Source organism: Altererythrobacter sp. KTW20L (assembly GCF_023501975.1).
Taxonomy (GTDB): Bacteria; Pseudomonadota; Alphaproteobacteria; order Sphingomonadales; family Sphingomonadaceae; genus Alteraurantiacibacter.
Window position 1 is genome coordinate 258722 of sequence record NZ_JAMFLH010000003.1, and the last position, 14928, is coordinate 273649.

At 63.1% G+C, this 14928-nt stretch carries 11 protein-coding genes; 4 read left to right on the plus strand and 7 right to left on the minus strand.

The annotated features are described in order from the left end of the window. Positions 1-11: 11 nt before the first annotated feature. From M3P36_RS04365 to M3P36_RS04395, 7 genes are read right to left on the minus strand one after another with little or no spacing between them, the layout of a single operon-like run. The gene (locus M3P36_RS04365) at positions 12-1625 is read right to left on the minus strand and encodes an MBL fold metallo-hydrolase (RefSeq protein WP_249701489.1); all 1614 of its coding nucleotides are present in this window, start codon (positions 1623-1625) and stop codon (positions 12-14) included. Continuing rightward, the gene (locus M3P36_RS04370) at positions 1622-2521 is read right to left on the minus strand and encodes a ribose-phosphate diphosphokinase (RefSeq protein ID WP_249701490.1); all 900 of its coding nucleotides are present in this window, start codon (positions 2519-2521) and stop codon (positions 1622-1624) included. Before M3P36_RS04370 ends, M3P36_RS04365 begins: the two co-directional genes overlap by 4 nt. Then, complete coding sequence (locus M3P36_RS04375) at positions 2521-4005, minus strand: thymidine phosphorylase family protein (RefSeq protein ID WP_249701492.1); 1485 nt, start codon at positions 4003-4005, stop codon at positions 2521-2523. Before M3P36_RS04375 ends, M3P36_RS04370 begins: the two co-directional genes overlap by 1 nt. 19 nt (positions 4006-4024) lie before the next feature. Continuing rightward, positions 4025-6751: a cation-transporting P-type ATPase gene (locus M3P36_RS04380; protein WP_249701509.1), complete on the minus strand. Its 2727-nt coding sequence runs from the start codon at positions 6749-6751 to the stop codon at positions 4025-4027. A gap of 3 nt (positions 6752-6754) precedes the next feature. Then, positions 6755-7942, minus strand: coding sequence for an acetate/propionate family kinase (locus M3P36_RS04385; RefSeq protein ID WP_249701513.1), 1188 nt, complete (start codon positions 7940-7942; stop codon positions 6755-6757). Then, entirely contained in the window at positions 7939-8892 is a 954-nt protein-coding gene (locus M3P36_RS04390) for a bifunctional enoyl-CoA hydratase/phosphate acetyltransferase (RefSeq protein ID WP_249701523.1), read from the minus strand. The genes M3P36_RS04385 and M3P36_RS04390 overlap by 4 nt, the downstream gene beginning before the upstream one ends. After that, complete coding sequence (locus tag M3P36_RS04395; RefSeq protein ID WP_249701537.1) at positions 8889-9965, minus strand: NAD(P)-dependent alcohol dehydrogenase; 1077 nt, start codon at positions 9963-9965, stop codon at positions 8889-8891. Before M3P36_RS04395 ends, M3P36_RS04390 begins: the two co-directional genes overlap by 4 nt. A gap of 748 nt (positions 9966-10713) precedes the next feature. Here M3P36_RS04395 and M3P36_RS04400 point away from each other — a divergent pair. From M3P36_RS04400 to M3P36_RS04415, 4 genes are all read left to right on the plus strand, one after another. Next, a complete protein-coding gene (locus M3P36_RS04400; RefSeq protein WP_249701547.1) occupies positions 10714-12111 on the plus strand; it encodes a site-specific DNA-methyltransferase in 1398 nt (465 codons plus the stop codon). Between the two features lie 521 nt (positions 12112-12632). After that, positions 12633-13022 carry a DUF5681 domain-containing protein gene (locus tag M3P36_RS04405; protein WP_283773333.1) on the plus strand — a complete coding sequence of 130 codons (390 nt, stop codon included), beginning with the start codon at positions 12633-12635 and terminating at the stop codon, positions 13020-13022. Then, entirely contained in the window at positions 13019-14464 is a 1446-nt protein-coding gene (gene terL, locus M3P36_RS04410) for a phage terminase large subunit (protein WP_249701562.1), read from the plus strand. Before M3P36_RS04405 ends, terL begins: the two co-directional genes overlap by 4 nt. 210 nt (positions 14465-14674) lie before the next feature. Further along, positions 14675-14928 (plus strand): hypothetical protein (locus M3P36_RS04415; RefSeq protein WP_249701579.1); only part of this gene is annotated, 254 nt, incomplete at its 3' end.

Genomic DNA, 14928 nt, shown 5'->3' on the forward strand with positions numbered 1-14928 from the left:
GGCTTGCTCCTTCAGTGCTTCGGACGGCTGGCAGCACGACGCCGGGATTTGGCTTCGTCATAGGAATCGAGCACGGCGCGCATCTTGGCCATGGCTTTCTCGCGCTCCCTGTCATCCTGCATCCGGGCGAGGCGGGCCTTCAGCGTGGTGGACAGGTCGGCATAGGCGTTCTGCCAGTCGCGCCCGGTGGCATGGGCAAGGTCGGCGCGGCCGGTCTCGATCCGTTTGGCGTGCCTGCCTGAAGGAAGTTCGAAGCGCTCCCCGATATGGGGCAAGCGAACCTCCAAATCCGGAATCTCGCGTTGCAGTACGCGGCGTAGCGCCTCGACTGCCTCAGTCTCACCGTGGTCGAGGAACAGGCTTCCGGCAATCGGCATGCGTTCACCGATCCATTCAACCAGTTCGGACTGGTCGGCATGGGCTGAATAGCTGTCGATCTGGCGGATTTGCGCGCGCACCCGCACATCCTGGCCGGAAATCCGCACGTTCTCCGCCCCTTCCAGGATAACCCGTCCCAGCGAGCCCTGGGCCTGGAAGCCGACGAACAGCACGGTTGCATCCTTGCGGTGCAGGTTGTGGATCAGGTGGTGGCGGATGCGCCCGGCCTCGCACATGCCCGAGGCGGCCATGATGACCGCGCCGCTGATCGAATTGAGGCGGATTGATTCGGCCACATCGTTGACGAAATTGAACGCCGGATGGTCGAAGATGTTGCGGCCGCCGGTGTCCTCCAGCCCATGGGCATAGCGTTCGAACACGCCGGTAACGCGGTTGGCCAGCGGCGAATCGACGAAGACGTGGGTGTGCGGGATCCGTCCGCTGTCGATCAGGGCGCCAAGGTCGAGCAGCAGTTCTTGCGTGCGTTCCAGGGCGAAGATCGGGATGACGAGATTGCCGCCGCGCGCCTTGGCGGCCAGCACCTCGGCTTCCAGCACCTGCCGTCGCTCGTCCAGCGTCACCCGCTCGCGCTCGCGGTTGCCATAGGTTGCCTCGCAGACCACATGGTCGAAACCGGCGGGGCCGTGTGGATCGTGGTAGAAGGCCTTGTTATCAGGCCCCAGATCGCCCGAACAGATCACCCGCGTGCCGCCTGCCTCCAGTTCAACGGAAGCTGCACCAAGGATATGCCCGGCGTTCCACAACCGGGCGCGGAAGCCCGGCGCGGGTTCGAACCACTCCTCCTGCCGCACGGCCCGGCATCGCTCCCATGCCCGCATGGCGTCGTCGGCGGTATAGGCAGGGGCAAACGGAGCATCGCCCGCCCGGTCGCGCCGCCGGTTGCGCCGCTCCGCCTCGAATTCCTGGATGCGGCCGGAATCGGCCAGCATGTGTTCCAGCAGGTCCACCGTTTCCCCGGTGCACCAGATCTCGCCTTTGAAGCCCTGGTTTACCAGCTTGGGCACCATGCCGCTGTGGTCGATATGGGCATGAGTCAGGATTACCGCGTCGATCGATGACGCGTCGAAGGCGAATGGCTCGACATTCAGGTGTTCGAGCGTGCGTGAGCCTTGGAACATCCCGCAGTCCACCAGCACGGCCCGGTCGCCCAGCCGGAATTCCATGCAGGAACCGGTCACGGTCTGCGCCGCGCCGTGGAATTTGAGAGTGAGTTTCGTATCGGTCATTCTGCCTCGTTCCCGGCCCAGCCGTATGCGGTGATTGTTTCTGCCAGCAGCCCGGCAATGGCGATGTCGGCGCAAGGACCGGCCACGGTATCGGTGGCCCTGACCGAAGCGATGCCTGCCGCGCGCAGCCGGGCGAGGTCATCCGGCCCGGCCAGGCAATGCGTGGCCATGGCATCGACTGTTGCTGCTCCCGCCCCATGCAAATGGCGGGCGGCCTGGGCCAGTGTCTCCCCGCTCGAGATGAGATCATCGACCAGCACGAAGTTGCGACCGGCGAATTGCTCGATCCCGTCGAAGCGGATGGAAACCGCGCGATCGCCATGGCGCTGCTTTTCCCCGATGAGGAATTGCAGACCGGCGGCATCGGCTAGGGCGGAAACCCATTGGCGCGATTCGCTGTCGGGTCCGACCAGCACCGGATTCGCAACACCGGTCAGAGACTGCGCCAGCAGGGGGCAGGCAGAAATTGCCACGGCGGGAATGCCCGGCATGACCTCCCCCAATGAAGCGATGCGGTGGAGGTGCGGATCGACTGTCAGCACACCGTCGAAATGGTCCGCCAACAAGGCCCCGATCACCCGCTGACTCACCGCTTCGCCGGGCCGGAAAGCAATGTCCTGCCGCATATAGCCGAGGTAGGGCGCGACCAGGATCACTTGGCCAGCTCCGTTGTCGCGCAAGGCCGATGCAGCCAGCAAGACTTCCACCAGCCTGGCATTGGGATTGTCGAGCGAGCGGTAGAGGATCGCGGCGGAAGCCGAGGGGGCCACCCGCACCCTGCTTTCACCGTCGGGGAAGCGATGGACCTCAATAGCCCCGGCTGTCGCACCCAACGCTTCGGCCAGGCGCAGGGCTGGCGTGGCGCATTCATCGAAATAGTGGACGATGGCGGCCATCAGGCGATCTCGTAGCCGGAATCTTCGGCGGCCAGATCGGCGGCGAAATCCAGCCCCGCCTGCGTATTGGCATGAATGCGGTAGAGCGCCTCGCCACTGCGGACCATCGCGCCAACCTTGTGCAGCAGGTCGATGCCCGCGCCCTTGTCGAGCGGAGCCCCCGCCTGCCGGGCAACCCGCGCAATCCGCTCGCAATCGATGCTGGCCACGCGGCCACCCTTGGGGGCCTTGATCTCATGCTTCAGCGAGCCTGCCGCAAGAACAGCGCTGGCGCGCCCCTGGGCGTCGATCAGGCGCTCCATCGCGGCCAGCGCCGCACCCGAGGCCAGCAGTTCAAGCGCGCGGGCAAAGCCCTTGCCGCCCTCGATCGCGGGATCGAAATCCAGCACGTGCCCGGCCAAAGCCAGGGACCGATCGCGCAGGTCTTCAGGTGCGTCGGGTTCGTTGCGCAACACGGCCATCACATCACGTGCTTCCAGCACCGGGCCGATGCCGCGACCGACCGGCTGGGAGCCATCGGTGAAGATCACATTGACCACCAGCCCCATGTGGCGCGCGACATATTCAAACAGCTTGCGCAGGCGAACGGCATCGGTCTGCGAGCGGATCTTGGCGGTCGGACCTACCGGAATGTCGATCACCAGGTGGGTCGATCCGGCAGAAACCTTCTTGGAGATGATCGAGGCTACCATCTGTTCGATCGTGTCCAGCCGCAGGGGCCGCTCGACCGAAATCAGCACGTCGTCCGCCGGTGACAGGTTCACCCGGCCGCCCCAGGCCAGCACGGCATTTTCTTTCGCCACGATGGTGGTCATTTGCTCTGCCGACAGGTCGACATTGGCCAGCACTTCCATCGTATCGGCCGTGCCGCTGGGCGAGGTAATCGCCCGTGAAGAGGTTTTGGGGCAGACGAGGCCATGGGCGGCGATGATCGGGATCACGATCATCGAAGTGCGATTGCCGGGAATGCCGCCGATGCAGTGCTTGTCGACCACCAGCGGGGCGTCCCAGTGGAGGTTGTTGCCGATATCGACCATGGCCCGTGTCAGGGCCAGAGTTTCGGCCGTGCTCATGAATCCGGCGCAGGCCACCAGGAAGGCGGCAATCTCCATCGGGGAATAGCGATAGACGGCAATGTCACCGATGATTTCCGCAATCTCGCCGTCGCTCAAGGTATGCCCGTCGATCTTGCGGCGGACATGCTCGAGGCTGGCAGGCGGGCGGGCCTGGGCGATCTCCACTTCGCTGTCTTCGGCCAGGCCCATGCGGCGAAAGGCCTGTTCACCCAGCCCGATTTCACCTGCCGCGATGATGGCGGGATCGTCGGTCACGGCCAGGGTGGCAAGTATTTCCCGCCCTTGTCCCGAAATACGGATCTTGCGCAAGGCCTGGAATTGCTCGGCGGAATAGCCGTTGCCGTGCCGCAGCAGGAAAGCTGTGTTTTCCGGATGGGTGTCGATTGGCACCTGCCGTATTTTCAGCATTGAGTTCCTCCCAGGTCAGTCACGCGCTTTTTACCAAGCGTCGCGCAATCCATTTCTCCGCTTCCACCACTACCAGCAGCAACACCCCGATGGCGATGATGATCATGCCGTCTTCCCATGCCACCGGGCGGCTTCCGAAGATGCGGTGCATCACCGGGGCATAGGTGAACAGCAGTTGCGCCGCGATGACGATGGCCACTGCCCCCAACACCGCAGGCGTGCCCAGTACCCCCTGCCAGGTCAACGACGATCCATGCACATAGCGCACGCTGAACAGGTAGAAGATCTCCATCACCACGATCGTGTTGACGGCCATTGTGCGCGCAGTCTCCACGGCAAGGCCTTCTGCGGTGGCGTAGGCGTAAATGCCGAAGGTTCCCGCCACCATCAGCAATGAAACAAACACGATGCGCCACAGCAATCGCCCGGTCAGCATTGCCTGGCCCGCAGGTCGCGGTGGGCGGCGCATCACCCCTTCCTCGGGCGGCTCGAAGGCCAGCGACAGGCCCAGCGCCACCGCGGTGACCAGGTTGATCCACAGGATCTGGACCGGGGTGATCGGCAGCGTCAGGCCCAGCAGGATCGCGGCCAGAATGGTCAGCGCTTCGCCGCCATTGGTCGGCAGGGTCCATGAAATGACCTTGGTCAGATTGTCATAGACGGTGCGGCCTTCGCGCACTGCCGCCACGATAGAGGCGAAGTTGTCATCCGCCAGCACCATCTCGCTGGCATCCTTGGCGGCCTCTGTACCCTTCTGTCCCATCGATACGCCTATGTCGGCGCGCTTCAGGGCCGGGGCATCGTTTACCCCGTCGCCGGTCATGGAGATGACCGAGCCATCCCGCTGGAGCGCTTCGACCAGCCGCAGCTTCTGTTCGGGATTGGTGCGGGCGAACACCACTGCCATCTGCGCTTCGGCATCGAAAGCGGCATCGTCCAGCTTGTCGAGATCATCGCCGGTCAGCGTGCGCGGATCGTCGCCCAAGCCGAGCTGGATGGCGATGGCGCGGGCGGTTACGGCATGATCGCCGGTGATCATCTTGACCCTGATGCCCGCGCTTCGGCAGTCCGCGATGGCGTCGATCGCTTCGGGCCGGGGCGGGTCGATCAGCCCTACAAGACCCAGCAGCGTAGGGCTATCCAGCACATCTTCGTGCGAAACGGTGGCGGTTCCGGGCGGCATCGCGCGCCGCGCAATCGCGATGACCCGCTGGCCCAGCGCGGCAAGGGCATCGACCTGCGCCAGCCAATGCGCCGTGTCGATGGGTTGCGCGCCGCCAGCACTCGCAACGTCAGCGCACATCGCGATGACTGCTTCCGGGGCACCCTTGATGAACAGCTGCGGATCGTGTCCGGCACGCGCATTGAGCGTTGCCATATAGCGGTGCCGGGCATCGAACGGGATTTCGGCCAGCCGGGCGAATTCGCCGCGCGCTGCCGCGTCGTGGTGCCCGGCTTTGCCGGCCAGGGCCACCAGCGCGCCCTCCATCGGATCGCCATCGACAATCCAGCGCCCCTCGGCTTCCCGCAGCGATGCATCGTTGCACAGCAGGCCAGCTAGGGTCAGCTCCTCGAGCAGCGGCTCGGCGGCGGGATCGAGTGCCGCGCCATCATCGGCGGCGAAACTGCCGGTGGGGGCATAGCCGACCCCATCGACCCTGATCGCCCCATCGCCGGTCACCAGGCTGGCGACGGTCATCTCGTTGCGGGTCAGCGTACCGGTCTTGTCCGAACAGATCACCGAGACCGCGCCCAGCGTCTCCACCGCAGGCAGGCGACGGATAATCGCGTTGCGCCGGGCCATGCGCTGGACACCGATGGCCAGCGTGATGGTCATTACGGCCGGAAGGCCTTCGGGGATGGCAGCCACAACCAGCCCGACCATCGCCATGAAGGCATCGTCCATCGCGTAGCTGTCGCTCAGCCAGGCATAGCCGAACACCAGCACGGCGATGCCGAGCACCACCACGGTTACCTGGCGGGCGAAATGGTTCATCTGCCTGATCAGCGGCGTGGCAAGCTGTTCGACATTGCCGATCATGGTGCTGATCCGGCCGAGTTCGGTCTGCGCGCCAGTGGCGACCACAACGCCCGTCCCTTGCCCGGCGGCGACGAAACTTCCGGAAAAGGCCATGGAAAAGCGATCGCCCAGCGGCACATCGGCGGCGACGGGCGCCACCTGCTTGTCCACCGGAACCGATTCCCCGGTCAGGATCGCTTCGTCCGCCTTCATGCTGCTCGCCTTGACCAGCCGCAGGTCGGCAGGCACCCGGTCGCCTGCTTCGAGCAATACGATGTCGCCCGGGACAACCGCGTCGGCGGCGATGGTCAGCCGCTGGCCTCCGCGCAGCACCGATGCGTGCGGATCGATCATCGCGCGGATCGCCTCCATCGCGTTTTCGGCGCGGCCTTCCTGAACAAAGCCGATGGCAGCGTTGAGCAGGACGACGGCAGCGATCACCAGCGCATCGGTCATATGGCCGATGGCAGCTGCCAGGACCCCGGCGGCAATCAGGACATAGATCAACAGGTTGTGGAACTGCAGGACAAACCGCATCAAGGCGCTGCGTCGCGCACCCTGCGGCAGCCGGTTTGGGCCGTATTGATCCAGCCTGCGCTGCGCCTCCGCCTCTTCAAGGCCGTTGGCCTGCGCTTCGAGCTGCTGCAGCACCTCACCGGCTTCCAGCGCGTGGAACCGCGCTGCTTCGAGTTCTGGATTGCCAGGAAGAGGGGCGCGATCACTCATCGGTCAACCTTCCCCTGTTTGGGCCAGGCAGGCAACCATCCCTTGCGCAATCGCCAGTTCCTCATCCGCAGGGATTACGTGAACGGTGACGCGGGAGGTGGGCAAGGATATCACGCCCCAGCCCGCCTGGTTGGCAGCCGCGTCGACTTCCACCCCCAGCCATGCCGCGCCGGCGCATATCCGCTGGCGGATGACAGGCGAATTCTCGCCGACGCCGGCTGTGAATACCAGGCTATCCAGCCCGCCCAACGTGGCGACCAGCGACCCGATGGCGCGCACGGCGCGGTACAGATAAAGGTCAACAGCCTCTGCCGCCTGCGGTGCAGCGCTTTCCAGCAGCACCTGCATGTCGCCCGAAATGCCCGACATGCCGAGCAGGCCGGATTGGTTATAGAGCAGGTCTGACAGCGCGGCAGCGTCCATGCCCTTGTCATCCATCAGGTGGAGCAGCACGCCCGGATCGATGGCCCCGCAGCGGGTCGCCATCATCAGTCCGTCGAGCGCCGAAAAGCCCATCGTGGTCGCGACACTGGCACCGCGATCCATTGCGCACAGGCTGGCACCACTGCCCAGATGGGCCACGATTGACCGTCCTCCGGCTCGTGGGCCATCAAGTTCGCGTAATGTCTGCGCTACATGGGCGTAGGACAGGCCGTGGAACCCATAGGCGATGATCCCCTGATCAGTCAGCTCGCGGGGGAGCGCATAGAGTTTGTCGAGCCGGGGTCGGTCGGCGTGGAAGGCGGTGTCAAAACAGCCGATCTGTACAGCCTGCGGCAACCGCTCTGCGGCAAAGCGGACGATTGCCAGATTATGCGGCTGGTGGAGCGGTGCCAGCGGCACCAGATGTTCGAGCCGGTCGAGCGCTTCGGCATCCAGCCTCACAGGCCCAGTAAACAGGGTGCCGCCGTGGACAATGCGATGGCCGACAGCAGCTATTCCTTCGAGCAGGCCCAGCCGGTCGAGCTCGTCGAATACCAAGGTGGCTGCGGCGGGCAGATCGACCGGACCTCTGGTAACAGCGCGCGTTTCGACCGATGTACCGTTCACCCTTAACGACAGATGCGGTGCCGAACCCATCCGCGCAAGGCTACCCTCCGCGAGCCGCGCCATCGACGCGCCCCCGCCGTCAAAAAGCGCAAACTTCAGGCTGGAGGAACCAGCGTTGAGAACCAGCAGGCGGTCGCTCATCGCGGCGGCTTCAACCGCTGGTGTGCCGCCACAAGCAGTGCTGCGGCGCAGGACGCGAGGCGCGTAGGCGTATCGTCCGCGCGGCTGGTCAGGATGATCGGCACCCGCGCCCCCACCACGATCCCGGCCGACAGCGCTTCTGAAAAATAGGTCAACTGCTTGGCGATCATGTTGCCCGCTTCGATATCGGGCGCAATTAGCACGTCGGCGCAGCCGGCTACTTCGGAAACGATGTGCTTGGTGGCCACGGCAGCAGGCGAAATCGCGTTGTCAAAGGCCAGCGGCCCATCGACCAGACCGCCGACAATCTGGCCGCGATGCGCCATCTTGGCGAGCGAGGCCGCATCGGTGGTTGCCACCATTGCCGGATGCACTGTCTCGACCGCCGCCAGTACCGCGACGCGCGGCATGAGAATGCCAAGGGCGATGGCGCAGTCGATAGCGTTCTGGACGATATCCCGCTTGGCGGCGAGATCGGGCGCTATGATGATCGCCGCATCGCTCACCAGCAATAGCCGAGGGTAATCCGGTACTTCGAAGATGAACACGTGGCTCATCCGCCGGTCGGTCCGCAATCCGTTGTCGCGATCGACCACCGCGCCAAGCAGTTCGTCGGTATGCAGGCTGCCCTTCATGATCGCGCCGACCTTCCCGTCGCGCGCAAGGCGGCAGGCCTCGTCTGCTGCGGCATGACTGTGCTCGACAGGGACCAGTTCGAACGGCGAAATGTCCAACCCGGCGGCATCGGCTACTGTCCGGATCTTCGCTTCCGGGCCGACCAGAACCGGATCGATCAGGCCACTGTCCGCCGCCGCAAGCGCGCCCCCGAGCGATGCTGCGTCGCACGGGTGGACGACCGCGCAGCGCACCGAAGGGCGATTGGCCGCCAGAGCCAGGATATCGGCGATGCAGCGCGGCGGCGAGAGGATGTCGTCGACCGGATCACTCATGGAGTAAGAGCGATTTTCAGCACACCATCGCGCTGGTTGGCGAACAGGTCATAGGCCGCCTCGATATCGTCCAGCTTGAAGCGGTGCGTCACCAGCGGCCGGGTATCGAGCCGCTGCGATGCGATTACGTCCATCAGCCGCCCCATCCGCTCCTTGCCGCCAGGGCAAAGCGCGGTGGTGATCGTATGGTCGCCCAGGCCAGCGGCAAAGGCATCGAGCGGGATGGTCAGGTCACTTGAATAGACCCCCAGCGACGATAGCCTACCGCCCGGTCGCAGGACGCGCAGGGCGGCGCTGAAGGTCTGCTGCAGACCCAGCGCCTCGATGGCGACATCGACCCCGCGACCGTCGGTCAGCCGCATGATCTCGGCCACCGGATCGCATTTGCTGAAATCCACCACGTGGTCGGCACCCATCTGGCGGGCAATTTCCATGCGCGCCGGGACCGCTTCCACGGCGATGATCGTGGTCGCGCCCATGAGCCGGGCTCCGGCAGTGGCGCACAGGCCGATGGGCCCCTGGGCAAAGACCGCCACCGTATCGCCAATCCGCACCTGACCGCGCTCAGCGCCCGAAAAGCCGGTGGACATGATATCGGGGCACATCAGCACCTGCTCGTCGGTCAACCCGTCGGGGATCGGCGCGAGGTTGGTCATGGCATCGGGCACCAGCAGGTATTCGGCCTGCGACCCATCGATCGTGTTGCCAAAGCGCCAGCCCCCCATCGCCTTGTAGCCGTGCTTGGTCCCTGCTCCGTCCTGCGAATGCTGGCCGCACAGGCAGGCGGCGCTGTGGCCGCTGGGCGTGATGGCCCCGGCAATCACCCGCTGGCCTTCGCGAAAGCCTTGCACCGCCGACCCCAGCTTCTCGATCACGCCGACCGGTTCGTGGCCGACAGTCAGGCCCCTGGCGACAGGGTATTCGCCTTTGAGGATATGCACGTCGGTGCCGCAGATCGTGGTCGTGGTGATCCTGATCAGCGCGTCGAGCGGGCCCACATCGGGGACAGGCTTGTCGTCGAGCACGATTCGACCGGGCTCGGCAAATATGGCGGCTTTCATCATCTGCGGCATGGTTCAGGCTCCCTGTGGCGAAGGAAGACTATAGCATAGTTTGCGGGCCGCTATTGGATCGAGGTCAATTCGAGCAAATTAGCTGCAACCCGCTCACCCACCGCAGCAGCATGCCGGACTCCTGTTCCGCGGGGTGCTGCGGCAATAGGAACAAAAATCAGTTGGAGGCGGTGCGCCACCGTCGAGGCATGAACAGCTTTCGGTCAGGCGAATCTGGCCGGAGTCGCTGCAGCCGCCGCTCAAACTCTAACGTTGCGCAGTTCAGGGCTGAGTCTGGGCTGTGTGGCGCGTGACCCAGTCCAGAGCGAACCGGTCTCCCATGCAAATTCCCATTTCCCAGCCTGTTTTTCCCGTTTTCAGGGCAATTTAACGGGAATATCCGCATTTCAATCATTTTGCCGAACTGTTGGGGCTCTTAACCAGCTGATCTTAGGTCGATAATTGCGGAGATTTCCCGTGAACCAGAAACGGGAATAAACTCCCGAACAAACCGGAAATCCCCACCGGCAACGCCGTTGCAAATCGGGAATGCACGATGCTCAGCGTTCGGGGGGCTGCGGGAGCCTGTCCAGAGTCGAGACAGTGGCCGTGGAAATTCCACATTGGCATCATTCACCGGTCCGCGTATGATGGACTTCCTTGTCGAGAGGACCACCACGGTGAGACCGTGCCTGTGTGATCGACAAGGATCATGCATGTCCGGGCTCACCTTCCACGACCCTCCCGGGTCACCTCGAAGGACAAGGCCATGACTGCATCTACCAACCGCAAGAAAACCCCGAGCCGCAAGCTCGCCGTACCGGACCTTGGTCCCATCGAGCAGATCCCGCCAGAGCTGCTGCGCCCCTATGCGCGCAACGCCCGCACGCACAGCGAACGCCAGGTGGCATTGATCGGACAGTCGATCGAGACCTTCGGCTTTACCAACCCTATCATCGCCGATGAGGACGGAACGATCATTGCCGGCCACGGTCGCTGGGAAGCTGCACGCCTGCTTGGCCTGACGACGGTACCGGTACTCCGCTCCAGGCATATGACGCCGGAGAAAGTGAAGGCCTACCGGATCGCTGATAACAAGCTGGCGGAGCTATCTGGCTGGGACATAGACCTGCTCAAGCTTGAGTTTGACGAGCTGAGCGCCATCGAGCTGGAGTTCAGCATCGAGGTCACCGGCTTTGCACACCCCGAGATCGATATGATCGTTGATGAACCGGCCACGGCGAGGGGGCCAGATGATGGCCCCCGCGATCCGCTGGATGCCGACATCCCTGAACCTCCCGTCAACCCGGTCAGCCAGATGGGCGACCTATGGCTGATGGACGGACACCGGCTGCTCGTGGGTTCATCGCTTGATCATGAGTACTTCACAGTGCTGATGGCCGGGCACCAGGCCACCATGGTCTTCCAGGATGGTCCATATAACGTCCCCATAAAGGGCCATGTCAGCGGTCTGGGTAAAGTCCAGCATCGCGAGTTCGCGATGGCCTCGGGCGAGATGAGCAAAGCCCAGTTCCAGGCTTTCAACGCCTCCAATCTGAAAGCCATCGCCCCGCACCTGGTTGACGGAGCCATCCTTGCGATGTGCATGGACTGGCGCGGTTCGCTACCGCTTCAGCTGGCAATGGAGGAAGCTGGGCTCGACCTCATCAATCTCGCGGTCTGGGTCAAGAGCAACGGGGGGATGGGCAGCCTGCTACGCTCGCAGCACGAACTAGTGTTTATCGCCAAGCACGGGAAAGCCAGCCACATCAACAATGTCCAGCTGGGCAAGTTCAAGCGCTACAGGACAAATGTTTGGCGGTACCCCGGCGTCAATACGTTCGGCCGCGGTCGGATGGAACAGCTTACCGCGCACCCCACGCCCAAACCGGTGCCGCTGGTGGCCGACGCCATCCGCGATGTCAGTAACCGCGGCCAGATCGTGCTCGACAGCTTCATGGGTTCGGGCACGACCCTCCTTGCTGCCGAGCGAACCGGCCGGATTGCCTACGGCATGGATATCGATCCGGGCTACGTCGATGTCTCGGTGGCGCGCTGGGAGGCCATGACCGGGAAGTCGGCGGTGCTCGAGAGTACCGGCAAGACCTTTGCCGAGACCTCATCCGAGCGAGCCCCCACTTCGCTTGACAACAAATCTCGGGCATAATGCACTGATATTGTGCAACTATATCCTAGAAACAGTCTTGCGTAGATCCCACTTCCCGGATAGAAGGTTGACGCCGTCGCGATATACCCGCGCGGCCGTGCACTACGCGCATTCTCACGGAAGCCAGCGGTCCCGCACGACACACCGGCTGAAGCCCTCCCGGACGGAAGGTCTTCGGTCACCCCATCCGGGGAACCGTGTCGGCCGTAGCTTCTGTGTTCAGAACACGACGATCTCGGTTCCCTTCAAAATGAGAAGGTCGAACCATGACTGATCAGCCAGACAAGCCAAGTGGCAAGATTGGGGAGCATCCCCCAGTCGGTTCCGCGATCAATCCGCGCCCCCGCATCCGTGCCGTTCGGCAACCGTCTCCGGGGACTGTCCCGCCCGACAAACCAGCGCCGTCGAGTGTGGCATCCCGGCAGGAGGACAAGAGCACTCGCCGAACGAAAGCCACAAAGGACGAGAACGGCAAATGGCAACCAACGGGTGATTATCCGGTCGGGTTCTGCCGAACTCCGATGGCCACCCGCTTTTCCGGCACACCAGGACCCGGCCGGCCCAAGGGCTCGATGAGCTACGATGTCATGCTGCGCAAGCACCTTGCGAAGATGCGCAAGGTACGGATCGACGGCAAGGAAAGGACCGTCACCCAGGGCGAGCTGGTGATAATCACCACTGTGCGCGACGCCATGGAAGGCAAGAGCAAGGACGCACGCAAGCAGATCCTTTCCGACATGCTTCGGTTGTCGCCGCCGGATCAACATGACGCATCCGCCTCAGCCAGGGACCATAACGAAGCGGACAGGCTGACCTTCGACGAGTTCTATCAAACGGTGCGCGACGAGGTGCTGGCAGATCTTGGGATCCAGCCAGGGGATGAACCCGGCGATGCGGGAGAGGGCTCATGATCGACATCGTCCAGATCTGGCGCCGTTCCTTCCCGTTCTTCCTGCGCGAAGTTTTTCGTCAACTCCATCCCGGTGACCCGCCGCTCGAACTCACCTGGTACCTGCAGGCAATCTGTCACTCGCTTGACCAAACCTACACCGGTGATGTCCACCGCCTGGTCATCAACGTTCCGCCCCGCTTCGGCAAATCGATCACCACCGCGGTCGGTTTCTGCGCGTGGCTGCTCGGACAGGATCCGACCCTCAAGATCCTCGTCGGTACCTACAACGAGGATCTTGCCCGGCAGCATGACCAGCAGCTGCGCAAGATCATGGAAAGTCCCGAGTATCGCCGAGCATTTCCCGGGACCGTGATCGACCGCAAGCAAACCCGGATGCTCGACCTTCGCACCACCAAGGGAGGCTTTCGCATGGCGGTGACCACTGGTGGCACCGCCACCGGCTTCGGCGGCGACTACATTATTCTCGACGACTGCATGAAGGCGCAGGATGCTGGGAGTGAGGCGGAGCGGGCGCGGGTCGAACAATGGTATCGTGGGACCATCGGCACCAGGCTGAACAATCCGCAGCTTGGCGTGATCATCTCAATCCAGCAGCGCCTCCATGAATATGATCTCTCGGCGGTTATGCTGGAGAACGGAGCGACGCATCTCAACCTTCCTGCGGTTGCCCCGACGCAGCAGACGATTGCACTCGGTCGTGGCAAGTTCCACGTGTTCCAGCCAGGCGATTTGCTTGATCCGGTCCGTTTTGGCCAGGCGGCACTCGCGAAGCTGCGCACCGACATGGGGCCCCGCAACTACAATTGTCAGTTCCTGCAGGACCCGACCCCGCCGGGCGGCAACCTCGTTCGCCTTGAATGGTTCGGGCGTTATGACGAACTCTTGCCGCGGCACCACTTCAGCAAGGTCGTGCAGAGCTGGGACACGGCCGCAAGTACTGAACCGGGCAGTGCATATTCGGTCTGCACTACCTGGGGCTACCTCGATCGCCGCTGGTATCTGCTCGACGTCTTGCGCGAACGCCATAACTATTGGGATCTCAAGCGGGTGGTGATCCGCCTCTGGCGCCAATGGCAGCCGGATATGGTCATCATCGAGGACGCCAGCACCGGCTCATCACTATGGTCTGAACTGAGTGTGGAAGGCCCGTTCAGACCCATCATGTGGCGCGCCAACATTTCCAAGGAGGAACGCCTGATCGGCCAGACCGGCCAGATGGAAGCCGGCAAGATCGTTATTCCGTACGAGGCGCCGTGGCTGCAGGAGTGGTGCCGTGAGCTACTTGCGGCACCCAACTGCCGGTTTTGGGACCAGGTCGACAGCACCACCCAGTTTCTTGAATTTGCGCTGTCTCGCAAGGGGTGGATCGATGCAGAGTATGATCCGAAGACCGGTCGCAAGCTTCGGATCATCAGGCGTGAGGGGCGGCGGCGAGGTTGACGTCATCCTGTGTGAAGGCCATTTGCGTTTGGAATGATCCTCAGGCGGGAATATTTGCCTTTTGCCCCAGAAAGTTTGAAATAAAATTTGCGTTCAGGAAAGGAATCGCCCTGCATATGCGCACATTTGGCAAGCTGAAAGAGATCTCCACCGATCAAACGTGTGGGATTAAGCTTCCGTCTCCGGACTTACGCTGTGCGAAAAGGGTGAGTGGGCACCGCACCTGACGGTCAAGCCCTCGTCATAATCGTCAACGAAATTAAGGAAGCCTCGGGTCGTTGTGCTATCGTCATGTACAATCTGGGCTATTCCTGTCCCATAATTCAGATCATTTTGCGCTCGATAGATGACGATCGGCTCCATGAAATGGTGGTCGGCCGTACCCGCTACACTTCAAGCCCTGCACTGCGAACGAACCAGTCAGGATTTGAGGGCCGAGTGGTCAATATCTTTAACGGAGGCTT

Excerpts from the sequence above, each read along its gene's own strand:
- terL (WP_249701562.1), top strand. The coding sequence starts at position 13,019 with ATGATCGACATCGTCCAGATCTGGCGCCGTTCCTTCCCGTTCTTCCTG.
- M3P36_RS04375 (WP_249701492.1), bottom strand. The coding sequence starts at position 4,005 with ATGCTGAAAATACGGCAGGTGCCAATCGACACCCATCCGGAAAACACA.
- M3P36_RS04395 (WP_249701537.1), bottom strand. The coding sequence starts at position 9,965 with ATGCCGCAGATGATGAAAGCCGCCATATTTGCCGAGCCCGGTCGAATC.
- M3P36_RS04385 (WP_249701513.1), bottom strand. The coding sequence starts at position 7,942 with ATGAGCGACCGCCTGCTGGTTCTCAACGCTGGTTCCTCCAGCCTGAAG.
- M3P36_RS04380 (WP_249701509.1), bottom strand. The coding sequence starts at position 6,751 with ATGAGTGATCGCGCCCCTCTTCCTGGCAATCCAGAACTCGAAGCAGCG.
- M3P36_RS04400 (WP_249701547.1), top strand. The coding sequence starts at position 10,714 with ATGACTGCATCTACCAACCGCAAGAAAACCCCGAGCCGCAAGCTCGCC.
- M3P36_RS04390 (WP_249701523.1), bottom strand. The coding sequence starts at position 8,892 with ATGAGTGATCCGGTCGACGACATCCTCTCGCCGCCGCGCTGCATCGCC.
- M3P36_RS04370 (WP_249701490.1), bottom strand. The coding sequence starts at position 2,521 with ATGGCCGCCATCGTCCACTATTTCGATGAATGCGCCACGCCAGCCCTG.
- M3P36_RS04365 (WP_249701489.1), bottom strand. The coding sequence starts at position 1,625 with ATGACCGATACGAAACTCACTCTCAAATTCCACGGCGCGGCGCAGACC.
- M3P36_RS04405 (WP_283773333.1), top strand. The coding sequence starts at position 12,633 with ATGGCCACCCGCTTTTCCGGCACACCAGGACCCGGCCGGCCCAAGGGC.